Annotated in this window: 23 protein-coding genes and 1 other RNA gene; 16 read left to right on the top strand and 8 right to left on the bottom strand. The window is 61.3% G+C overall.

The features are described 5' to 3' along the window. Nucleotides 1–27: 27 nt before the first annotated feature. The 4 genes from pheA to gyrA all read right to left on the bottom strand — a co-directional run bounded on the left by pheA (nt 28) and on the right by gyrA (nt 5,732). Nucleotides 28–1,098 carry a prephenate dehydratase gene (gene pheA, locus D9M09_RS04915; RefSeq protein WP_121668729.1) on the bottom strand — a complete coding sequence of 357 codons (1,071 nt, stop codon included), beginning with the start codon at nt 1,096–1,098 and terminating at the stop codon, nt 28–30. Between the two features lie 83 nt (nt 1,099–1,181). After that, on the bottom strand, nt 1,182–2,288 hold the full coding sequence (serC, locus tag D9M09_RS04910) for a 3-phosphoserine/phosphohydroxythreonine transaminase (RefSeq protein WP_240453553.1): 1,107 nt from the start codon (nt 2,286–2,288) through the stop codon (nt 1,182–1,184). 26 nt (nt 2,289–2,314) lie between these two features. Beyond that, on the bottom strand, nt 2,315–2,899 hold the full coding sequence (locus D9M09_RS04905) for a DUF2059 domain-containing protein (RefSeq protein ID WP_162995581.1): 585 nt from the start codon (nt 2,897–2,899) through the stop codon (nt 2,315–2,317). A gap of 154 nt (nt 2,900–3,053) precedes the next feature. Further along, entirely contained in the window at nt 3,054–5,732 is a 2,679-nt protein-coding gene (gene gyrA / locus D9M09_RS04900; protein ID WP_099410367.1) for a DNA gyrase subunit A, read from the bottom strand. 656 nt (nt 5,733–6,388) lie between these two features. On the opposite strand from gyrA, the gene ompA reads away from it, so the two are divergent. The 4 genes from ompA to ssrA all read left to right on the top strand — a co-directional run bounded on the left by ompA (nt 6,389) and on the right by ssrA (nt 9,145). Further along, the gene (gene ompA, locus D9M09_RS04895) at nt 6,389–7,099 is read left to right on the top strand and encodes an outer membrane protein OmpA (protein WP_070219395.1); all 711 of its coding nucleotides are present in this window, start codon (nt 6,389–6,391) and stop codon (nt 7,097–7,099) included. Nucleotides 7,100–7,224: 125 nt separating this feature from the next. Then, nucleotides 7,225–7,920: a bifunctional 2-polyprenyl-6-hydroxyphenol methylase/3-demethylubiquinol 3-O-methyltransferase UbiG gene (gene ubiG / locus D9M09_RS04890; protein WP_070219394.1), complete on the top strand. Its 696-nt coding sequence runs from the start codon at nt 7,225–7,227 to the stop codon at nt 7,918–7,920. A gap of 68 nt (nt 7,921–7,988) precedes the next feature. Next, entirely contained in the window at nt 7,989–8,693 is a 705-nt protein-coding gene (locus tag D9M09_RS04885) for an HAD family hydrolase (protein ID WP_121670972.1), read from the top strand. Between the two features lie 91 nt (nt 8,694–8,784). After that, nucleotides 8,785–9,145, top strand: a transfer-messenger RNA (tmRNA) gene (ssrA, locus tag D9M09_RS04880). 521 nt (nt 9,146–9,666) lie between these two features. Here the strand turns inward: ssrA and D9M09_RS04875 are convergent. Beyond that, nucleotides 9,667–10,044: a response regulator gene (locus D9M09_RS04875; RefSeq protein WP_070313768.1), complete on the bottom strand. Its 378-nt coding sequence runs from the start codon at nt 10,042–10,044 to the stop codon at nt 9,667–9,669. A 201-nt stretch (nt 10,045–10,245) separates the two neighbouring features. Between D9M09_RS04875 and D9M09_RS04870 the strand changes: the two genes are divergently transcribed. Both D9M09_RS04870 and D9M09_RS28820 read left to right on the top strand, forming a co-directional pair. After that, nucleotides 10,246–10,617 carry a hypothetical protein gene (locus D9M09_RS04870; protein WP_141750103.1) on the top strand — a complete coding sequence of 124 codons (372 nt, stop codon included), beginning with the start codon at nt 10,246–10,248 and terminating at the stop codon, nt 10,615–10,617. 64 nt (nt 10,618–10,681) lie between these two features. Continuing rightward, complete coding sequence (locus D9M09_RS28820; protein WP_141750102.1) at nt 10,682–10,999, top strand: hypothetical protein; 318 nt, start codon at nt 10,682–10,684, stop codon at nt 10,997–10,999. Nucleotides 11,000–11,385: 386 nt separating this feature from the next. Here D9M09_RS28820 and D9M09_RS04865 read toward each other — a convergent pair whose 3' ends face one another. The 3 genes from D9M09_RS04865 to D9M09_RS04855 all read right to left on the bottom strand — a co-directional run bounded on the left by D9M09_RS04865 (nt 11,386) and on the right by D9M09_RS04855 (nt 14,476). Continuing rightward, complete coding sequence (locus D9M09_RS04865; protein ID WP_121668727.1) at nt 11,386–11,601, bottom strand: DUF2116 family Zn-ribbon domain-containing protein; 216 nt, start codon at nt 11,599–11,601, stop codon at nt 11,386–11,388. Then, nucleotides 11,598–12,602, bottom strand: coding sequence for a phage portal protein (locus tag D9M09_RS04860; RefSeq protein WP_121668726.1), 1,005 nt, complete (start codon nt 12,600–12,602; stop codon nt 11,598–11,600). The genes D9M09_RS04865 and D9M09_RS04860 overlap by 4 nt, the downstream gene beginning before the upstream one ends. 62 nt (nt 12,603–12,664) lie before the next feature. Next, nucleotides 12,665–14,476: a terminase ATPase subunit family protein gene (locus tag D9M09_RS04855; protein ID WP_121670971.1), complete on the bottom strand. Its 1,812-nt coding sequence runs from the start codon at nt 14,474–14,476 to the stop codon at nt 12,665–12,667. A gap of 136 nt (nt 14,477–14,612) precedes the next feature. Between D9M09_RS04855 and D9M09_RS04850 the strand changes: the two genes are divergently transcribed. From D9M09_RS04850 to D9M09_RS04805, 10 genes are all read left to right on the top strand, one after another. Next, nucleotides 14,613–15,401 (top strand): GPO family capsid scaffolding protein, encoded by a 789-nt coding sequence (locus D9M09_RS04850; protein WP_205602331.1) that lies wholly within the window; start codon nt 14,613–14,615, stop codon nt 15,399–15,401. 47 nt (nt 15,402–15,448) lie between these two features. Beyond that, nucleotides 15,449–16,468 (top strand): phage major capsid protein, P2 family, encoded by a 1,020-nt coding sequence (locus tag D9M09_RS04845; protein ID WP_121668724.1) that lies wholly within the window; start codon nt 15,449–15,451, stop codon nt 16,466–16,468. Further along, complete coding sequence (gpM, locus tag D9M09_RS04840) at nt 16,468–17,184, top strand: phage terminase small subunit (RefSeq protein WP_121668723.1); 717 nt, start codon at nt 16,468–16,470, stop codon at nt 17,182–17,184. Before D9M09_RS04845 ends, gpM begins: the two co-directional genes overlap by 1 nt. 95 nt (nt 17,185–17,279) lie before the next feature. Next, complete coding sequence (locus tag D9M09_RS04835) at nt 17,280–17,783, top strand: head completion/stabilization protein (protein ID WP_121668722.1); 504 nt, start codon at nt 17,280–17,282, stop codon at nt 17,781–17,783. Further along, complete coding sequence (locus tag D9M09_RS04830; RefSeq protein WP_121668721.1) at nt 17,783–17,992, top strand: tail protein X; 210 nt, start codon at nt 17,783–17,785, stop codon at nt 17,990–17,992. Before D9M09_RS04835 ends, D9M09_RS04830 begins: the two co-directional genes overlap by 1 nt. A 64-nt stretch (nt 17,993–18,056) precedes the next feature. Further along, nucleotides 18,057–18,428, top strand: coding sequence for a hypothetical protein (locus D9M09_RS04825; protein WP_035820867.1), 372 nt, complete (start codon nt 18,057–18,059; stop codon nt 18,426–18,428). After that, entirely contained in the window at nt 18,428–18,988 is a 561-nt protein-coding gene (locus D9M09_RS04820; protein ID WP_121668720.1) for a glycoside hydrolase family 108 protein, read from the top strand. The genes D9M09_RS04825 and D9M09_RS04820 overlap by 1 nt, the downstream gene beginning before the upstream one ends. Next, nucleotides 18,985–19,497 (top strand): lysis system i-spanin subunit Rz, encoded by a 513-nt coding sequence (locus D9M09_RS04815; RefSeq protein ID WP_240453552.1) that lies wholly within the window; start codon nt 18,985–18,987, stop codon nt 19,495–19,497. The genes D9M09_RS04820 and D9M09_RS04815 overlap by 4 nt, the downstream gene beginning before the upstream one ends. Beyond that, entirely contained in the window at nt 19,481–19,969 is a 489-nt protein-coding gene (locus tag D9M09_RS04810) for a phage tail protein (protein ID WP_121668719.1), read from the top strand. The genes D9M09_RS04815 and D9M09_RS04810 overlap by 17 nt, the downstream gene beginning before the upstream one ends. After that, nucleotides 19,966–20,433 (top strand): phage virion morphogenesis protein, encoded by a 468-nt coding sequence (locus D9M09_RS04805; RefSeq protein WP_121670969.1) that lies wholly within the window; start codon nt 19,966–19,968, stop codon nt 20,431–20,433. Before D9M09_RS04810 ends, D9M09_RS04805 begins: the two co-directional genes overlap by 4 nt. Nucleotides 20,434–20,501: the final 68 nt, after the last annotated feature.

Below are 20,501 nucleotides of genomic sequence, written 5' to 3'. Positions count from 1 at the left end.
AGCGTAATCCGACACCAGTCAACGAAGTCACAAACTGACCGGATACGACCCCAGCACCTTGAAAAACGCCGCATTGCTCTGCAGCTCGGCCAGCGCCTGGGCGACGGCCGCGTCGTGCACGTGGCCCTCCACGTCGACATAGAAATAATACTCCCAGCTGCCCATGCGCGCCGGGCGCGACTCGAAGCGCGTCATCGACACGCCGTGCTTGGCCAGGGGCGCCAGCAGCTGGTACACGGCGCCCGCCTTGTTCGGCACGGCCAGCACCAGCGAGGTCTGGTCCTTGCCCGATGGCGCCGTCTGCAAGGTGCCCACGACGGCAAAGCGCGTGCGGTTGTGCGGATCGTCCTGGATATGGCCCTTGACCACGCCCAGCTTGTACTGCGCGCCGGCCAGTTCGCTGGCAATCGCCGCCACCGTGCCGTCTTCGCCCGCCATGCGGGCCGCCTCGGCATTCGAGGCCACGGCGCGGCGCTCGATATGCGGGTAGTTCTGGTTCAGCCACACCTGACACTGCGCCAGCGCCTGCGAATGGGCGCAGATGGACGTGACGCCATCCATGCTGCCGCTCTTCGTCATCAGGCTGTGGTGCACGGCGATCGCCACCTCGCCGCTGATGATGAGACTGGTCTGCAGCATCATGTCGAGCGTGCGGTTGACGGCGCCTTCCGAGGAATTTTCGATCGGCACGACGCCGAAGTCCGCCGTTCCCGCCTCGGCGGAACGGAATACTTCATCGATGGACGCGCACGGCAAGCCTTCGACGGCGCTGCCGAACTGCTGATACACGGCCTGCTCGCTGAAGGTGCCGGCCGGGCCAAGGTAGGCCACGGTCACGCGCTTTTCCAGCGAGCGGCAGGACGACATGATTTCGCGGAAGATGGTCTGCACTTCGCGGTTGCCCATGGGGCCGGGATTACGCTCGGCCACGCCGCGCAGCACCTGCGCTTCGCGCTCGGGACGGAATACGGGCGCCTGCGTCTCGGCCTTCACGTGGCCCACCTGCTGGGCGATTTGCGCGCGGCGGTTCAGCAGTTCGAGGATTTGCGCGTCGATCGCATCGATCTGTTCGCGCAGCGGTTTCAATTTATCGGTCATGGATGGTTTGTTTCGTCAGCTGTACTTCAATCATGGCCGCGCGGCCTGCGCCGGCGGCGGGCCGGCGCGGTCGGTTAAGCGACTCAGCGTCCGGCAAACTCGTTCAAATAGGTGACCAGGGCTTGCACGCCCTCGATCGGCATCGCGTTATAGATCGATGCACGCATGCCGCCGACGGACTTGTGGCCCTTCAGTTGCAGCAGGCCGCGCTGCTTGGCGCCGGCCAGGAATGCGTCGTTCAGACTTTCATCGCGCAGATAGAACGGGATGGTCATGCGCGAACGGTATGCGGGGTCGACCCGGTTCTGGTAGAAGTCGTCCGCGTCGAGCGCCGCGTACAGCAGCGCCGCTTTCTCAATATTACGCTGTTCCATGGCTGCAACGCCACCCTGGCGTTTGAGCCACTGGAAAACCAGGCCGGCGATATAGATGCCGTAGGTGGGCGGCGTGTTGTACATCGACTCATGTTCGGCCACGATGGTCCAGTCAAAAGCCGACGGGCAGATCGGCAGCGCCTTGCCCAGCAAGTCTTCGCGCACGATGACCAGGGTCAGGCCTGCCGGGCCGATATTTTTCTGCGCGCCGCCGAAGATCACGCCGTATTGCGACACGTCGATCACGCGCGACAAAATGTGCGAGGACATGTCGGCCACGATGGTGGTGCCTGCCGGCACGTTCGGCGCCTGCTGGAATTCCACGCCGTCGATGGTTTCATTGGTGCAGATGTGCAGGTAGGCGGCGCCCGGCGTCAGCTTCCATTCGGCGACGGGCGGCACGCCAGTGAAACGGGCAGCCTTCGAGGACGCGGCCACGTTCACATTGGCATACTTGGCCGCTTCCTGGATCGACTTGCCCGACCACGAGCCCGTGTGCACGAAGTCGACGGTGGCCGGCTGCTGCGCGGCCAGGCCCACGAGGTTCATCGGGATGATGGCGTTCTCGCCCAAGCCGCCGCCCTGCAGGAACAGGATTTTATAGTTCTCGGGCACGGCCAGCAGCTCGCGCAGGTCGGCCACGGCCTGCTTGTAAATGGAAATGAATTCGGGACCACGGTGGCTCATTTCCATCACCGACATGCCGCTGCCGTGCCAGTCCTGCATCTCGGCGGCCGCTTGCGCCAGCACTTCCTTGGGCAGGACGGCTGGGCCGGCGGAGAAGTTGTAAATAGGGCTTAAGGCTTGATGGGTCACGATACAGTCCTTGGCGAAAATAAGAATTATTGGGGCGACTGCGTGGCCGCCCGCATGACCTGATCAAGCACGGCGTTCACGCGGGGGATCAGCACGCGCTGGCTGATGGCCATCGATTCGGCCGACAGCTGCGGCATGGTGGCCAGCATCTTGCGGCCCAGCGGCGTCTTGTAAAAGGCCGTCAGCTGCTCGACTTCCGGCACCGTGTAAAAACGCGCATACAGGGGCACCATTTCGTCGCCCAGCTCGTCGATCAGGGTCGGGTCGGCCAGTACCTGCGTCAGGGTGGCGATGGCCAGGGGGATTTCTTCCTCGGCGCTGGCCAGCGCGCGCGCCTTGCGCTGCTCGTCCAGTTTCGGGTTGCTGTTGATTTGCTGCTGCGCCGACTGGCGGATCATGGCGGGCACCGATTGCAGCATCTGGTCGAAGATGCTGCGCGTCAGTTGCGGGAACTGCATCGCGTCGAGCATGCGCCGCACGGCCACTTTCATGGCGGGGCTGGGCGCCGCCTGGCGCGCGGGTGTGGCTTGCGTGCTCTGGGCCAGGGCCGGCAGGCTCGCGAGGAAGGCCAGCGAAAACGCGGCAAAGAAGGTGGCGACGATTTTTCTCATGGCATGCGGGATGTTGAATGACTGGTAAAAGGGCACTGCCGGATGCATGTCGGCTTACGCCCGACGGGCTAAGCCGACCTACGAAATTCTGCTGGCGGCACCACGAAAAGACGCGCCAATAGCAATTGGGGCTCCCGAAAGAGCCCCAATCATCTTACTCCGGCTGGGCCGGGTCAACAGGATCGGCTGGTTCGGCCGCTGCCGGCGCGGCATCCGTACCCGCCTCCGTCGTCAGCTCGACTTCGTCGATATCCGTTTCCACCACGCGCTGCAGGCCGGACAGCTTGGTGCCGTCTTCCACGGCGATCAGGGTCACGCCCTGTGTCGCGCGGCCCATCTCGCGGATTTCCGACACGCGGGTGCGGATCAAGACGCCACCGGTGGTGATCAGCATGATTTCATCGCTGGCATCGACCAGGGTCGCGGCAACCACTTTACCGTTGCGCTCGCTGGTCTGGATGGCGATCATGCCTTTCGTGCCACGGCCATGACGCGTGTATTCAAGAATCGGCGTACGCTTGCCGTAACCGTTTTCCGTAGCCGTCAGCACCGACTGCTGCTCGTTCTCGGCCACCAGCAGGGCGATCACGTGCTGGCCTTCTTCCAGGTTCATGCCGCGCACGCCGCGCGCCGTACGGCCCATCGGACGCACATCGTTTTCGTCGAAGCGCACTGCCTTGCCCGAATCGGAGAACAGCATCACGTCGTGCTGGCCGTCGGTCAGCGCCGCGCCGATCAGGAAGTCGCCGTCGTCCAGGTCGACCGCGATGATGCCGGCCTTGCGTGGATTGCTGAAGTCCTTCAGCGGCGTTTTCTTGACGGTGCCGAGGCTGGTCGACATGAACACGTAATGGTCTTCCGGGAACGTGCGGTTCTCTCCCGACAACGGCAGGATCACGGTGATCTTTTCGTTGTCCTGCAGCGGGAACATGTTGACGATCGGCTTGCCGCGCGAGTTGCGCGAGCCTTGCGGCACTTCCCATACCTTCAGCCAGTACATGCGGCCGCGATCCGAGAAGCACAGGATGTAGTCGTGCGTGTTGGCGATGAACAGCTGGTCGATCCAGTCTTCCTCTTTCGTCGCCATCGCCTGCTTGCCGCGGCCGCCGCGCTTCTGCGCGCGGTATTCGGTGATCGGCTGGGCCTTCATGTAACCGGTGTGCGACAGGGTCACGACCATGTCCTGCGGCGTGATCAGGTCTTCCGTTTCCAGGTCGGTCGCGTTCAATTCGATCTGCGAGCGGCGCACATCCTTGTTGCCGGCGCCGTATTCGTTCTTCGCCGCCGTCATTTCATCGGTGATGATGACGGTGACGCGTTCCGGCTTGGCCAGGATGTCGAGCAAGTCGGCGATATGTTCCATCACGTCCTTGTACTCGTTGACGATCTTGTCCTGCTCCAGGCCGGTCAGGCGCTGCAGGCGCATCTGCAGAATTTCCTGCGCCTGGTCGTCCGACAGCTTGTACAGGCCATCCGTCTGCATGCCGTAGTGCTTCGGCAGGTTTTCCGGACGGTAGGCATCGACGCCGCCCGGCGTCGTGCCGTCGCCCGTACGGGCCAGCATTTCGCGCACGACGGACGAATCCCAGGCCTTGGCCATTAGCTCGACCTTCGCGATCGGCGGCGTCGGCGCGGCCTTGATGATGGCGATGAAGTCATCGATGTTGGCCAGCGCGACCGCCAGGCCTTCGAGCACGTGACCGCGTTCGCGCGCCTTGCGCAGTTCGAACACGGTGCGGCGCGTGACCACTTCGCGGCGGTGCGACAGGAAGCATTGCAGCATCTGCTTGAGGTTCAGCAGCTTCGGCTGACCATCGACCAGGGCCACCATGTTCATGCCGAAGGTGTCTTGCAACTGGGTCTGCTTGTACAGATTGTTCAGCACCACTTCCGGCACTTCGCCCCGCTTCAGCTCGATCACCACGCGCATGCCCGACTTGTCGGATTCGTCGCGGATGTCGGAAATGCCGTCGAGCTTCTTGTCGCGCACGTTTTCAGCGATGCGTTCCAGCAAGGATTTCTTGTTGACCTGGAAGGGCAGCTCGTCGACGATGATGGCGATGCGGCCGCCATCCTTGCCGTATTCCTCGAAGTGGGTCTTGGCGCGCATGACAACGCGGCCGCGGCCCGTGCGATAGCCGTCGCGCACGCCGGACACGCCATAGATGATGCCGGCCGTCGGGAAGTCCGGCGCCGGGATCAGCTCGATCAATTCATCGATCGTGCAATCGGGGTTGCGCAGCACGTGCAGCGCGCCGTCGATGACTTCGGTGATGTTGTGTGGCGGAATGTTCGTCGCCATGCCGACGGCAATACCGGACGAGCCATTGATCAGCAGGTTCGGGATACGCGTCGGCAAGACCGTCGGTTCCTTTTCCTTGCCGTCGTAGTTGGGCTGGAAGTCGACGGTGTCCTTGTCGATATCGGCCAGCAGCTCGCCGGCGATCTTGTCGAGGCGGCACTCGGTGTAACGCATCGCCGCGGCGCCGTCGCCGTCGACGGAACCGAAGTTGCCCTGGCCATCGACGAGCATGTAGCGCAGCGAGAAATCCTGCGCCATGCGCACCAGTGTGTCGTAGATCGAGGCATCGCCGTGGGGATGGTATTTACCCATGGTTTCGCCGACCACGCGGGCGCACTTGACGTAAGGGCGGTTCCACACGTTATTCATTTCATGCATCGCGAACAAGACGCGGCGGTGCACTGGCTTCAAGCCATCGCGCGCATCGGGCAAGGCGCGACCGACGATCACGCTCATGGCGTAATCGAGGTAGCTCTTGCGCATCTCTTCTTCGAGGGAAATAGGAATTGTTTCTTTTGCGAATTGATCCATTGGCGGTTCGACTGATCTCAGGCTGTGGTTAACTTATCTGTTACGCAATGTATGACGCAATACTGCATATCCTGGGTGGCTGTCGTCGTGGACGTCGCGCCGCGCGCTGCTGGCGTGGCCCGGCTTCCATGTCGCAGAGTGCCAAAACAAATCGGCGGGCTGGCGGCAAGGCCAGTACGGGTACCGCAAGGGTACGTGCTGGCCATGCAGTGCCGCCGTGGGCATTTGCCCGGCACTCTTAACAGTCAAGCGCACGATTTTAGCATGCGCGCCCAGCTACCTGTACAAATTGGCCAGACCAGCAACATTGGCAGTTTGCACCGGGGTCGTGCATGTTGCTCTGCCGATAATGCACAACGGCAATGTCAGTTCAAGACACCTGCCCTTAAAAGTGGCAAGAAAAGCGATCAATTGTTACAGATGCGTTACAAATGGGCATTTTCGTTGCGCAAAAACAACGCACGGTCTAAAATCGGGCAAGCTTTGATTTAACCACGGTCGTGCGCCCCTGATGCGTGTGGCAAAATGACTGGGAAGTTAATTGCTAGTTTCGCAATCTGAAACGAGCGCATATGGTCTACATGATAAAATCTTGGCACGTAGCACCAGTAGCGCAGTGTTGTTCTGCGGATATCACCCCCCGAAAGGAAAAAAGAATGAATAAATTTGTAACGCTGTTTTTCGCTGCATCCGCAGTGATTGCTGGCTCGGCTTCGGCCCAAACCCCAACCTCCCCACCATTCGCGCCAGTTACCACTGACATCCAAGCACCAAGCCCAAAAAGCGCTTACGTGCAAGATGCCCGCGGCGTGATCGTGCGTGACCCATTCGGCCTGTGCTGGCGCACCGGCTACTGGACACCTGCTGACGCAGTGCCAGGTTGCGACGTACCACTGTGCGTAGAGCCAGAAACCCTGCAAGACGGCAAATGCGTAGCACCTCCAGCGCCAGTCGTACCTGCACCAGCACCAGCACCAGTCGTGCCAGTGCCAGTCGTCGTTGCTCCTACCTCGGAAAAAGTCAGCTTCGCTGCTGATGCATTCTTCGATTTCGACAAAGCTACGCTGAAGCCAGAAGGCAAAGCCAAGCTGGACGAGCTGACCGCACAACTGGGCGGCATCAACCTGGAAGTCATCATCGCTGTGGGTCACACCGACTCCGTCGGCACCGATGCTTACAACCAAAAACTGTCGGTACGTCGTGCTGATGCTGTCAAAGCCTACCTGGTTACCAAAGGCGTTGAAAGCAACCGCGTGTACACCGAAGGCAAAGGCGAAAAACAACCTGTTGCTGATAACAAAACTGCCGAAGGCCGTGCGAAAAATCGTCGCGTGGAAATCGAAGTTGTTGGTACCCGCAACAAGTAATAGCTGCCCCCTCGACTCGGCGCAAATCATCGCGCAAGTCAAGAACAGCTGAAAAACCCCGCCACGGCGGGGTTTTTTTTCGTCCGTGGCTGCCCAATTGTAAAATTGCCGCTATTATTCGACCTATGAACGCCGACCCTCTCGAAATCCAAAAATTCAGTGAGCTGGCCCACCGCTGGTGGGACCCCACTTCCGAGTTTCGTCCCCTGCACGAAATTAATCCCCTGCGCCTGGAATGGATCAACGCGAAAGTGCCGCTGGCCGGCAAACGCGTGATCGACATCGGCTGCGGCGGCGGCATCCTGGCCGAATCGATGGCCCGCAAGGGCGCCGACGTGACGGGCATCGACCTGTCCGACAAGGCATTGAAAGTGGCCGACCTGCACAGCCTGGAATCCGGTGCCAAGGTACGCTACAAGCTGATCGCCGCCGAAGCCATGGCCGCGGAAGAGCCGGGCCAGTACGACGTCGTGACGTGCATGGAAATGCTCGAGCACGTGCCGGACCCTGCCGCCATCGTCAAGGCTTGCGCCACCCTGGTGAAACCGGGCGGCCACGTTTTTCTGTCGACCCTGAACCGCAACCCGAAAGCGTATCTGTTCGCCATCCTGGGCGCCGAATACCTGCTGCGTCTGCTGCCGAAAGGCACGCACGACTATGACAAATTCATCACCCCGGCCGAACTGTCGCAATACCTGCGCAGTGCCGGCCTGGACGTCAACAGCATGCGCGGCATGGGCTACAATCCGCTGACCAAGATTTACTCACTTAATAGCGATACCAGCGTCAATTATCTGGTGGCCTGCACCCGGCCGCTGTAACCATCACGCACAATACAAGGCGGCTGCGGCCGCCATTTTTCATTCCTACTTGACACACTTTGCCCGCCATGATCACTGACCATCTGCCAGCCCCGCGCGCCATCCTGTTCGACCTCGACGGCACCCTGGCCGACACCGCGCCCGACCTGGCGGCGGCCATCAACCTGCTGCGCGCGCGCGCCGGCCTGGCGCCGACTCCGTATGACATCCTGCGCCCCACGGCCTCGGCCGGCGCGCGCGGCATGATAGGCGCATCGTATGGCGTCCAACCGGGCGAAAGCGGCTACGAAGCGCTGAAAGACGGCTTCCTGAACAATTACGAAGCGGCCCTGGCCGTGGAAAGCCGTTTATTCGACGGCATCCCCGCCATGCTGGAAGGCTTGAGCGCCCTGGGCCTGGCCTGGGGCGTGGTCACCAACAAGGCCGCCCGCTTCACCGACCCGCTGGTGGGCCAGATCGGCCTGGGCGGCGCCGGCTGCGTGATCTCGGGCGACACCATGGCGCACCCGAAACCGCACCCCGCCCCCCTGCTGGAAGCGGCCCGCCGCCTGGAGCTGGCGCCGGAAGACTGCTGGTACGTGGGCGACGACCTGCGCGACATCCAGGCCGGCCGCGCCGCCGGCATGCGCACGGTCGCCTGCGCCTGGGGCTACTGCGGCCCCGTCGAGCCGCAGCACTGGAACGCCGACCATTTGCTCGATACGCCGCAAGCGTTGCTCGAGCTGGTGAGTACTGTGGTGAAGGCGGCGCAGGAGCGGCAGCTGGCGGCTTAATGGCTTGATACTGCGTCTGCCTGGCCTTCTATCCATTACTGCGAATGCATCATGCAAGAGTGTGAAGATTGCGCTACAATGAAGGTTCTGTGGGGACGACCTGGTTTCGACGTGGGTTGCAAAGCAGCGCAGGGCATACCGAGGGCGGGCTACCTCGTAAATACAACCTGAAAAAACTTAACTGCAAACGATAACTCGTACGCACTGGCAGCTTAATCGCTGTTAGCTCTAGAACACCTCGTCCCTGGGGTGGGCCGTCAAAAGCTCTAGAGTCATTTACAGGGACTCGTCGTATGCTGGGTTACTTAGCGTCCGACTAAATAATAGGTAACTCGCTTGCCCATAACGTGCACATCCGTGCTGGCTGAGTTAAATTAAATGATAGTGCTAAGTATGTAGAACTGTCTGTGGAGTGCTTGCGGACGCGGGTTCGATTCCCGCCGTCTCCACCACTGAATTTTTTATAATCAAGTAGTTAGCAAGAAGAAGGCTGTCATTATTTGGGTTGTTTTTGGGCTGTTTTAGCCTAAGAATGACAACAAAATGACAGCCTTTTTTTATGTGTACACGCCTCGCTCCCTGATCTGGCATCGGCACCTTAACAATGCCTCTACGATGCAACGCAGCAGTAGCAGCAGCAGCGGCGCATTGCTCCTATGAACGAAGCAACGTCCAAAAAAGGCACCCATGGGGCGGCTCTTCTTCTTATTTCATGGCGTAAGCGGTGTAATGCGAATGATCAAGATTTATGCGGCTCTTCAAAAGAAATTAAAACCGTATCTACCAATCTACCCAAGTAGAAACATTGGTACAAATAGTCTTTGAATACCGGCGCCGCACTCATTCACTACGCACATAAGAAACAACATTCGCCTTCACTATCCCATGTCTGCGGGGCCGCGAAGTACGTTCATTCGCTGACTTAGTGCGCAAAGAGTCAATTCGACGTTACCAAGCCATCCGACTGCGACACTCAGGCGCCGACACTCAGCAGGCCGAGGATGTCATCCAAGTCGGCCGGCTTGACCAAGTGATGGTCGAAACCTACGGCTTTAGTCTGCGTCCTCGTGGCTTCATCACTCCAGGCGGTAAGGGCAATCATTTTTACCTGCTGGAAACGAGGCGCCTGCCGGAGGGTTGACGCGACCTGGAAGCCATTCACACCAGGCATCCCAAGATCAAGAAAGACCACATCAGGGGCAAAGCGGTCTGCCGTCCGCAGAGCCTCGGCGCCTCCATATACGGGCACAGCTTCATAACCACAAATCACAAGAAATTCCGCGATAAGATCGGCGGCATCACGATTGTCATCAACAATCATGATTCGCAAGGGGGAGAGTTGGTTTGCCATACAGCACCTGCCGTTCGTTCTGATGCATCCAAATGTAAGGACACATATTGAGCCGGCAAGTTCAAGGCGGCTGAAATTTTGAACAGTCGGGGGCGAGGACTGAAGATGAGATTGCTTGATGGGAATTATACATATTTTTCAGAAAACATGCATAAAATGAAATAATGTCATTGGTTTCCACTGGCTCAAAATGCATATCAATTGCTGACTGTACTGTGCTTTTCAATTTCTAAAAATGCTCTAAAATATAAATCCGAAATTGACCACCCAACATATTTCATAGCGGAGCCGTCAATGGGAAATGACCAGAAAATGCAACATGGTGACTATGAGTACCAGATAGCCAGCTACAAGAAGGTGAACGGTATGTATCAAGGCGTTGTCCTCCTTACAGCTCATGCAGGAATCGAGTACTCCCCAATTATTGAAATTCCAACACCAAGCGTATTTAAGACGCAGCATGCGGCACGGATCGAAGCCTCGGCGCTAGTCTGCCAGCTCATCGAAACAGGCGCAGTGGTTGAACTTGTGGCACATGATGGCAAGTCCACTTCCTGGCCGAAGGAGTCTTAAACGACTCTGTAACGTCAGTTTCTAGTGACGCTGGTACTTCCAGATATAAAGCGAAAGATAAAAAATGAATATTGTTTTTTTATCACCAAGCCCCACGAACGAACGCAGAATTGACGCTCTATCCGAGTCGATCGTCAATTCAGCCATCGATATGGAAGAACGATTAGGATCTCTACATGCCATCCTCTACATGCGTCGCCATAACATTGACATGTCCGTGGCGGTAAGGGTGGTTTTAAGGCGGGCCGAAAGGAGAAACAACATAGCTTGGTCAACCTGCGAACCTGGCGGCTTTGCTGATTTTGTAGACGTATCGAATCTGGAACACTGCAAAAGTGCGGAGGTTTTCATTTCGGCGGCAAGTATGGCCAGTATCAAATAGGCATGGCGCGTGAGGCTGTTATACAGCCCTGTCAGGGTGAAAAAATCCCCCTTTCGACGGGTACATCATACCCCGCAAGAAAAACCGCTCAAAGTGCGTCAAAATGCGTCAAATCGCATACCCCCTCTTCTCCCCGCCGCGCCAGTCCTCGTGCGCCTTCGGCCGTAGCGCACATTTGAGTCAAAAGACCCCTATATAGCGGGCAGGTGTGGAGGGGGGACAACTGCGCGCGCCGGGCCGAAATGGGGCTTTTTCGTGCTTCTGGAGCAACATCATTCCTCCGGACGTGAAAAAGCCGCCTCGTGGGCGGCTTATGCGGTGGCTGGGGCGCTCTGGCGCGGCTGGGCTGTCGCGGCCCTGCCCTGCCGGCTATCGCGGCGTGGCGGTCATCCTGGGCGGCCGGCGCGGATCATCGCCGCCTGCTCCTTGTCGTAGTCGTCGCGGCAGTCCACATCGCAGAACAGCAGCGCGGGCGCCAGCGCCTCGTCGCAGTAGTGGCAGCAGCCGTGCGGCGCCAGGGCGGGACGGCCGCGCACGGCAGCCAGGCCGCGCGCCACCTCGGCGAAGATGATCTTGTCCGTGTTGTCGATGTGGTCACTCATTGCGCGCCCTCCTTGCCCAGGCCCAGGTCATACGGGGCGAACCTCACCACTTCCACGCCCGCCCACTCGTTGATCGCCATGAACTGCGCCTGCAGCGGCACCAGTTCATTGCGGGCGAAGACGCGCGCAGCGGGTTCCACGGCGCCGAAGCCGCCGGCATTGTTCGGCAAGATGCCCATCAGCTGCGGCGGCACGCGGTGCGCAGCCAGCTGGTCGTCGCGCGTGACGCTCTTGATGTTGAAAAACTCGTCTTTCGCGGCCACGTCGGAGACGGGCAGAATCTGGATGCCGTCCTTCTTGCCGTTCGGCGCGTACATGAACAGGTTGCGAAAGTTGCCCGGCCCCTTGCTGTCGCGCATGGCCTGGCGCAGGTTGTCCACGTCCTGCGTGTTGGCGGCCGCGTCCGTCATATAGAACACGAAACCCGCGTGCGAGCCGTTCTTGTAGTACTTGCGGCGGAACAAGGTGGCCGCCTCGTTGAGCCAGGCCGATTGCAAAGCGCTCAGGTACTGCGGCACGCCGTACAGCTCTTGATTGACGTCCGGCTCCATCAGGTGGAACACGCGGCCCTTGTCGAACTGGTGCACGGCCTGGTAGCCGTTCACAAAAAAATACGTGTCCAGGTCGACGCCGCGCCGCATGTACTTGGCCAGGGCGTGCTGGTATGCCAGCGCCTTGCCGCTGCGGCTGGGCCGGTCTTCCAGGTAGGCATTGCCGAACGTCAGGAAGTCCAGGGCCATGCGCTTGAAGGCGTCGCGCGACAGGTACTTGCTGGGGATCAGCGTAGACGCCAGCACGTTGGCCTTGAAGTGGATGGCGCTGCTGTGGTGCACGCCCGCGTTGAACGACTTGGCCAGGCCGGCCAGATTGACGGGCGGCTCATACCAGTGGCCGTTCTTCCAGCATTCGAAGCAGTCGAGAATATCGGCGTGCTCGAGCACGGGCGTCGGGTCGCCGAAAGAAAACGCCTCGATGCCGGCGGCGGCCGGCGCCGTGGCCATGGCCGCTGTTGATGGTGCGCCCTCGGCCTGCCGGCCGCGCGCGCGCAAGTGTCGTGCTTTGCTCAAGAATAAATCTCCATGAAAGAGTGGTGGTTGTCGGTGGTGCCTTCGAACGGCTCGTGATCGAGGGCGTGCATGCAGGCCCACGCCAGATCGGCGTGGCCGGTTTCATCGCTGCGGCCGGCCACATAGGTCACGTGCCGCCCGCTGGGGGTGAGGGTCTTGTGGATGGCCATGAACGATTGCGCGATATCCGTCCAGCCGGCGTCAAACTCCAGCCGGCCCTTGCTGATGATGTTTTTGGCTTTTAGCACCATGCGGGTTTTGACTTCGGGCGAGTAATTCAGGGCTGTGACGGCCGGGAAGAAGCCGCGCACGATCGGCAGCACGCCGATGCCCATGCCCGTGGTATCGATGCCGATGTATTCGACGTTGTAGCGCTGCGTCATCTGGCGGATGGCGTCGGCGTGGTCTTCGAAACTCTGCCCGCGCCACTGGTGGCGCTCCAGGATGCGGAACTTGCCGCCGGCCGTCATGGGCGGCGCCAGCACCACGCACCCGGCGCTGTCGCCGTTCAAGGCCGGGTCGTAGCCGATCCACACGGGCCGGTTGCCGAACGGGCGCAGGCCCAGCAAGGGCTTGTAGTCGTCCCACTCGACCCAGGAATCGACCATGCAGCGCTGCAGCTCGGCCAGCGGGAAGACCGAGGCCGAGTCGTCGATAAAATTGCACATCAGCAAATTGTCGAACTGGTCCGGGCTGTATTCGAAGTTGCGCAGCTCGTCGATGTCAAACAGGTTGCAGCCGCCGCGCTCGGCGTCGAGGATGGTGACGATCTGGCGCCAGATCTTGTCCTCGCCTGTGAAACCCGACGACAAGCGGCCATGGCTCACATCGATGTTGACCTGGTCGGCCTTGGCGCGGCGCTTGTTGAACAGTTCGCCCGTCCAGAACGGATAGGCCTGATGCGTGGTCGAGGATGGCGTTGAAAAGTAGGTCTTGCGCCACTTCTTGTGGATGGCCATGCCCGAGGCCACCTTGTTCAACTCCTGGAAATTCTGCGTCCAGAAGAATTCATCAAAGTAGAAATTGCCGTGGTAGCCCTGTGCCGTGCGCGCGTTGGTGCCCAGGAAGTACAGATGCGCGCCGTTCGGCAGCACGATGGGGTCGCCCGTCAACTCGATGCCGGCCGCCTCGCGCGCGAATTGCACAATGTATTGCTTGAAGACGTGCGCCTGGCTTTTTGAGGCGGACAGGAAAATCTGATTGCGGCCCGTCGCCATGGCGTCGGCCAGCGCCTCGCGGGCGAAGTACCAGGTGGCGCCGATCTGGCGGCTCTTGAGGATGGCGCGCGTGCGCTGGTCGCCGTTGCGATACCAGACTTTTTGATAGTCGAAGAGCGAATCCTGGAAGGCGTCGAGCAGCTGGATTTTCTGTTCTTCGCTGAAATCGTTGCGCGTCGGCTTCTTCTTCGGGCCGGCATTGCGGTTCGCCAGTTTGGGGTTGAGGTCTACCTCGTTGCCGCCCGGTTGCTCATAGCGGCGCACGCGCGCCATCTGCACGATGGTGCGGGCCAGCAGATCAATTTCCTTGTAATCGCTGCCGCTCTTGACCTCTTTTTCGATCAGCTTGACCAGGCGCAGCTCGGCCGACGCCTCAACGTGCTCGATGGCCTGCGCCTTGTCCCATTCGTCGCGCGCCTTCCAGCTATTGATGGTGCTGCGCTTGAGTCCCAGGTGGCGGGCGATGGACGAAATGCGCCAGCCCTTCCAGTACAGGGCGCGCGCGGCGCGGCGTGGCTCAGACTCAGGCACGGCCAGTTCGGCGATTTTCTCGTCGGGAGTTTGTTCGCTTATTTTCTCGATTGTCAGCATGCCGCCAGCGTAGGCTGCGCGCGCGCGGAACGGGGAAAGGCAAAAGTCGCTATGGCCCATAGCAACCCGCAGCGCATTGAGTCGCAGCGCCAAGACGTTGACCATGGCGTTATCCGATCAACCGAGACACGCCACCATGCCTAAATCCCAATTCTTCCGCGTCGCCACCGAAGGCGCCACCACGGACGGCCGCAACATCGACCGCGCCACCATCGAGCAGATCGCCGCCAGCTACAACCCGAAAACCTACGGCGAGCGCATCTGGCTGGAACACATTCGCGGCATCCTGCCCGACAGCCAATTCAAAGCCTACGGCGACGTGATCGCGGTGAAAGCCGAGGAAGTCGACACCGACAGCGGCAAGAAACTGGCCCTGTTCGCGCAGATCGAACCGACGCCGGAACTGGTCGCCATCAACAAGGCGAAACAGAAGCTGTACACCAGCCTGGAAATCCAGCCCGACTTTGCCGACTCTGCACAACCCTACCTGGTCGGCCTGGGCGTCACCGACAGCCCGGCCAGCCTGGGCACCGATGCGCTGAAATTCTCCGCCAGCCGCAAGCAGCAAAGCGCCAACCTGTTTACCTCGGCCGTCGAGGTGACGCTGGAGTTTGACGAGCCGCAGGGAACCAAGCTGGCCGACGCCGTGAAAAACCTGCTGTCGCGCTTTTCGAACAAATCCGGCGCCGACGCGGCGCAGTTCGCCGACATCAGCGAAGCCGTGCAGGCGCTGGCCGGCCACGTCGTCACCGCCAACGATAACTACACGGGCACCCTGGCGCGCCTGGAGAAAACCGAAACGGCATTGAAGGCCACGCAGGACGAGCTGGCCGCCTTCAAGGCGCAGATGGACGAAGCGCCCGGCAACGGCCCGCGCCGCCCGGCCGCCACCGGCAACGACGGCGCCGTGCAGACCGAGTTTTAAGCGCCCTCGCCCTTTCTTCCCCCCATTCAACAACGGAGCACTGATTTATGAAAAAGCAAACGCGCCAGGTCTTTGGCCAATATGAAACCCGCCTGGGCCAACTGAACGACACGGACAATGTGGCCAAGACCTTCAGCGTCACGCCCAGCGTGCAGCAAAAGCTGGAAACGAAAATGCAGGAATCGAGCGAGTTCCTGACGAAAGTGAACATCATCGGCGTGACCGAGCAGGAAGGCGAAAAGCTGGGCCTGGGCGTATCCGGCCCGATTGCCGGCCGCACCAACACCAAGGACAAGGAACGCAAGACGCGCGACCTGTCCACCCTGGACGGCACCAAGTACCGCTGCGAACAAACCAACTTCGACACGCATCTGAACTATGCCAAGCTGGACGCCTGGGCCAAGTTCCCCGATTTTCAATCGCGCGTGGCCAATGCCATCCTGACGCGCCAGGCGTTAGATCGCATCGTCATCGGCTTCAATGGCGTCAAGGCGATGGCCGACACCGATCTGGACGCCAACCCACTGCTGCAGGACGTGAACAAGGGCTGGCTGCAGCACCTGCGCGAGCTGGCGCCCGAGCGCGTGCTGGGCCTGGTCGCGGCCGGCATGCCGGGCAAGGTCGTCATCGGTGACGTGGCCGATGCGGATTACGCCAACTTGGACGCGGCCGTCACCGATGCCGTCAACCTGCTGGACCCGTGGTATCAGGAAGACACCAATCTGGTGGCCATCGTCGGGCGCAAGCTGTTGAACGACAAGTATTTCCCCCTGGTCAACACCAAGCAGGCGCCCACGGAAACGCTGGCGGCGGACATCATCATCAGCCAGAAACGCATCGGCGGCTTGCCGGCCGCGCGCGTGCCCTACTTCCCGGATAACGCCATCCTGATTACCCGTTTCGACAATCTGTCGATCTACTTCCAGGAAGGCGCGCGCCGCCGCCGCGTCGAGGACGTGCCCAAGCGCGACCGCATCGAGAACTACGAGTCATCGAACGACGCCTACGTGATCGAAGACCTGGGCCTGGCGGCGCTGGTGGAAAACATCGAGCTGAAAGACAAGTGATGGGCAATCTTTCCCCCGCCCTGCGCCACCGCGCGCGCATGCTGGCCGAGCGCACGGCCGGCGCCGCCGCGCCGCAGGGCGTGACCACCGGCACGGCCTACGAAATGATGCTCTACAAGCTGGCCGATGACCGGCGGCGCCTGAAATCCATCCAGTCGGTGGAACGCAAGATCGAGGTCAAGGCCACCATGCTGCCCGACTATGCGCAGTGGATCGACGGCGTGCTGGCCGGCGGCAAGGGCGCCCAGGATGACGTCTTCGCCACCCTGCTGGTGTGGCACATCGACACGGGCGAATACGACCGCGCCCTGGTCATGGCCGAGTACGCGCTGGCGCACAAGTTCACCCTGCCCGACACCTACAGCCGCGACATCGCCACCCTGATGCTGGACGAATTTGCCGAGGGCTTCCTGCACGGCAAGCTGGCCGCCGATCCGCAGCACGCGGCCCAGGTGCTGGGCACCGTCGAGCAGCTGACGGCTGCCAGCGATGCGCCCGACCAGGCGCGCGCCAAGCTGCACAAGGCCATCGGCCTGGCCATGATCGCCGTGCTGGACCAGGCCGACGACGCGGAGATTGCGCCGGCGCTGGTGGCGCAGGCGGAAACGGCCATGGCCCAGCTGAAGCGTGCCCGCGCTTTATCCGAGTCGTGCGGCGTCAAGAAAGATATGGAACGGCTGGAGCGGCGCATCAAGCGCGCGGCCGGTTCCACGTAAAGAGCATCCCCCGCAGCACGGCGGCACGGGGGGATTCTGGTCATACCCTTGACCTGATGAACCCCGTCCACCGCCCCATTTTGAAAGCGTCCCGTATGTCCTTCATGGCCCTACCCCCGTCCACCCCGCCTGGCACCACCCCGGCGCCACCTGCAACGGTCCCCGGCATCATCGAGAACGACGGCTGGTTTCCCGATATTGCCCTCACCGACATGCGCGACGCTATGCGCCTGGACGGCACCGTCACCGACGCGCGCCTGGTGCAAGCCGTGGTGGACGCCATCCTGCAGGTCAACCGCGAGCTGGCCGACTGGCAGGGAATGCAAGCCGCCGCCGGCATCGCCACCCTGGTGGACGTGCCGGCCGCGCGCATCAACCGCGAATCGCGCCTGCTGGCGCAGTACCGGCGCGCCGTCTACAGCACGGCGAAAGCCGATCTGATCGAGCGTTACCGCGACTACGACAGCACGGCCACGTCCGTCAGCGACAAGAAAAGCATGGAGTGGCTCGACGAGGCGCCCGGCGCGCAGCGGCGCAATGCGCAATGGGCGATTGCCGATATGGTCGGCCGCACGCACCTGACCGTCGAGCTGATCTGATGCAGGTGCGCACGCAGCAACACGACACGGTGGACGCCCTGGTGTGGCGCTACCTGGGCGACGGCGCGGGATACGTCGAGCACACCCTAGAAATGAATCCCGCGCTGGCGCGCCATGGCGCCGTGCTGCCTGCCGGCCTGCTCGTCTCCCTGCCCGAGCCGGCACCCAGCACGGGCCAGGCGGCGGACATCGTGCAGCTATGGGACTGATCCTGGCATTTAACCTTTATCCATCATGAAAAATCTTTCATCCCTCTTACCGGAGAATCAAGCAATGTCCGCAGAATCGTTTGGTGGTTTCGCCACCCTGGTCAAACTGTACGGCTTCAAGGCGGCGCTGGGCATGGTCGGCGCCGCCATGCTGTACATCGTGCTGCCGCCCCTGAACAGCGACGGCACCTTCAACAAGGGCGAATTCGTCGCCCGCCTGGCCTGCGCGGGCGTCTTCTCCTGCCTGCTGGGCGGCACCGTCTACCAGCTGCTGTGCGCCCAGCTCCCGGCCATCGGCGCCATGGTCAACGCCTCCGCCATCGATCTGATCGTGGGCGCCCCCGGCTGGTGGGTATCGCGCGCCGTGGCCCTGTGGTTCCAGCGCCGCAGCGACAAGGACATCGCCGAGCTGGTCAAAGACGCGAAGGAACATTGATGGCCACCGTGGAAAATCCCCTGATCGCACGCGTCATCGACGCCATCCTGCGCGCCGAAGGCGGCTATGTGAACGACCCGCAAGACAAGGGCGGGGAAACCAATTACGGCATCACCGTGGCGGTGGCGCGTGCCAACGGCTACACGGGGCCGATGCGCGACCTGCCTGTATCGGTGGCGCGCGCCATCTACACGGCCCGCTACATCACGGAACCCAAGTTCGACCAGGTGCTGGCCCTGCATGCCGGCATCGGCGCCGAAGTCATCGACACGGGCGTGAACATGGGGCCGCACCGCGCGGCCGAATTCCTGCAGCGCTGGCTGAACGGTTTTAATGACACGGGCGCCCGCTATCCCGCCCTGTTCGTCGACGGCCGCCTGGGCGCGCAGTCGCTGGGCGCGTTGGCCGCGTTCCTGAAATGGCGCGGCCAGGAAGGCGCCACCGTGCTGCTGCGCGCCCTGAACGGCCTGCAGGCAGCGCGCTACCTGGAAATCACCGAGGCCAACAAAACCCAGCGCCGTTTTCTGTTCGGCTGGATCAAGGAACGGGTGGCCATGTGACAGCACCCACCTGGCGCCCACTGGCCGCTGTTCTCCTGTGCGGCGCTCTGGCCGGCTGGACGGTGCAGGGCTGGCGCAAAGACGCCAGCATCGCCGAACTGCAGCGGGCGGCCGCTATCCAAACAACCACCTCCGCCACCGCACTGGCCCAGGCCACCGCCCGCGTGCTCACCTTGGAGCGCGCAGCCGGCGCCGTCCTGGCGCAGCGCGCCGACCACCTCACCCAGGAACAAACCCATGCGAAAACTGAACGTGACCGTTTTAACGATGACGTGCGCAGCGGCGCTGTGCGCCTGTCAATCCCCGTCGCCGGCGGCCAGTGCGCCGCCACTGCAGATACCTCCGCTGCCGCAAGCAATCGGCATGAAACGCGCGCCGAACTTGACCCAGCGACTGCGGCAGCTCTTGACACCATTGCCGGCGACGGCGACGACGCCGCCCGCCAGCTGAACGCCTGCATCGACGCCTACAACCTAGTACGAGACGCCTACCATGTACAAACCGAATAGCCTGCGCCAGCACCTGGCCGCCGCCATCCCCGACCTGCAGCGCGATCCCGACCGCCTGCTGGTCTTCGCCGACGAAGGCAACGTGGTGGCGTCGGCCACCGCCTCCCTCTCCTTCGAATACCGCTTCAAGCTCAACCTGATCGTCACCGATTACGCGGGCGACGCGGACGCCATCATGGTGGCCCTAATCGCCTGGCTGAAAGTGCATCAGCTCGACCTGATGGCCAACGAGGAAACGCGCAGGCACGGTATCGCCTTCGAGGTCGATTTTAATAACCACGAAACGGTCGACATTTCCATCAAGCTGGACCTGACCGAACGCGTGGCAGTCAAGGCCGGCGAGGCGGGCCGCCTCGACATCAAGCACCTGGCCGAGATACAGCACATGCCCGCCTATGCGGACGAGTTCTGGAAGTTGTACGCCGGCGAGACGCTGCTGGCCGAATGGCGCACGCCCGAGGCCACGCCATGAGCGACGACCTGCATGCACTGGAAGCCTGGGCCGGCGCCCTGCTGGCCAAGCTGCAGCCGGCCCAGCGCCGCGCCATCAACCACAAGGTGGCCATCGACCTGCGCCGCAGCCAAGCGCAGCGCATCAAGGCGCAGCAGGGGCCGGATGGCACGGCCTATCCAGCGCGCAAGCGGCGCAAGGAATTCAAGGGGAAGAATGGAAGGATCAAGCGGCAGAAGGCGGCCATGTTCGCCAAGATTCGCACTGCCAAACACCTGAAAGTAAAGGCAACCGGCGATCAGATCGAGGTCGGGTTCTTTGGCTGGGTGGCGCGCGTGGCGCGCGTCCATCAGTTTGGGCGACCAGATCGGGTATCAAAAAAGGGGGCGATATACACCTATGTAGCGCGGCCCCTTATTGGAATCAACGAACAGGATCAGAGCTTAGTACGTGAATCCTTATTACGACATCTATGTCAAATCTAGAATCCGAACAATGATTCTTGCTGATATTAGTTGCCAAATGAGTTAGAGTCCAGCGAGCACTAATTGTC

It is taken from the genome of Janthinobacterium agaricidamnosum (genome assembly GCF_003667705.1).
Classification (GTDB): domain Bacteria; phylum Pseudomonadota; class Gammaproteobacteria; order Burkholderiales; family Burkholderiaceae_D; genus Janthinobacterium.
Note: the sequence above shows the minus strand (reverse complement) of the source record. Positions and strands in the feature narration are given on the sequence as shown.

Bases quoted from the DNA above. Each gene is read 5' to 3' on its own strand.
- pheA (WP_121668729.1), bottom strand. From the start codon at position 1,098: ATGACCGATAAATTGAAACCGCTGCGCGAACAGATCGATGCGATCGAC.
- D9M09_RS04905 (WP_162995581.1), bottom strand. From the start codon at position 2,899: ATGAGAAAAATCGTCGCCACCTTCTTTGCCGCGTTTTCGCTGGCCTTC.
- gyrA (WP_099410367.1), bottom strand. From the start codon at position 5,732: ATGGATCAATTCGCAAAAGAAACAATTCCTATTTCCCTCGAAGAAGAG.
- ompA (WP_070219395.1), top strand. From the start codon at position 6,389: ATGAATAAATTTGTAACGCTGTTTTTCGCTGCATCCGCAGTGATTGCT.
- ubiG (WP_070219394.1), top strand. From the start codon at position 7,225: ATGAACGCCGACCCTCTCGAAATCCAAAAATTCAGTGAGCTGGCCCAC.
- D9M09_RS04885 (WP_121670972.1), top strand. From the start codon at position 7,989: ATGATCACTGACCATCTGCCAGCCCCGCGCGCCATCCTGTTCGACCTC.
- D9M09_RS04875 (WP_070313768.1), bottom strand. From the start codon at position 10,044: ATGGCAAACCAACTCTCCCCCTTGCGAATCATGATTGTTGATGACAAT.
- D9M09_RS28820 (WP_141750102.1), top strand. From the start codon at position 10,682: ATGAATATTGTTTTTTTATCACCAAGCCCCACGAACGAACGCAGAATT.
- D9M09_RS04865 (WP_121668727.1), bottom strand. From the start codon at position 11,601: ATGAGTGACCACATCGACAACACGGACAAGATCATCTTCGCCGAGGTG.
- D9M09_RS04860 (WP_121668726.1), bottom strand. From the start codon at position 12,602: ATGGCCACGGCGCCGGCCGCCGCCGGCATCGAGGCGTTTTCTTTCGGC.
- D9M09_RS04855 (WP_121670971.1), bottom strand. From the start codon at position 14,476: ATGCTGACAATCGAGAAAATAAGCGAACAAACTCCCGACGAGAAAATC.
- D9M09_RS04850 (WP_205602331.1), top strand. From the start codon at position 14,613: ATGCCTAAATCCCAATTCTTCCGCGTCGCCACCGAAGGCGCCACCACG.
- D9M09_RS04845 (WP_121668724.1), top strand. From the start codon at position 15,449: ATGAAAAAGCAAACGCGCCAGGTCTTTGGCCAATATGAAACCCGCCTG.
- gpM (WP_121668723.1), top strand. From the start codon at position 16,468: ATGGGCAATCTTTCCCCCGCCCTGCGCCACCGCGCGCGCATGCTGGCC.
- D9M09_RS04835 (WP_121668722.1), top strand. From the start codon at position 17,280: ATGTCCTTCATGGCCCTACCCCCGTCCACCCCGCCTGGCACCACCCCG.
- D9M09_RS04830 (WP_121668721.1), top strand. From the start codon at position 17,783: ATGCAGGTGCGCACGCAGCAACACGACACGGTGGACGCCCTGGTGTGG.
- D9M09_RS04825 (WP_035820867.1), top strand. From the start codon at position 18,057: ATGTCCGCAGAATCGTTTGGTGGTTTCGCCACCCTGGTCAAACTGTAC.
- D9M09_RS04820 (WP_121668720.1), top strand. From the start codon at position 18,428: ATGGCCACCGTGGAAAATCCCCTGATCGCACGCGTCATCGACGCCATC.
- D9M09_RS04810 (WP_121668719.1), top strand. From the start codon at position 19,481: ATGTACAAACCGAATAGCCTGCGCCAGCACCTGGCCGCCGCCATCCCC.
- D9M09_RS04805 (WP_121670969.1), top strand. From the start codon at position 19,966: ATGAGCGACGACCTGCATGCACTGGAAGCCTGGGCCGGCGCCCTGCTG.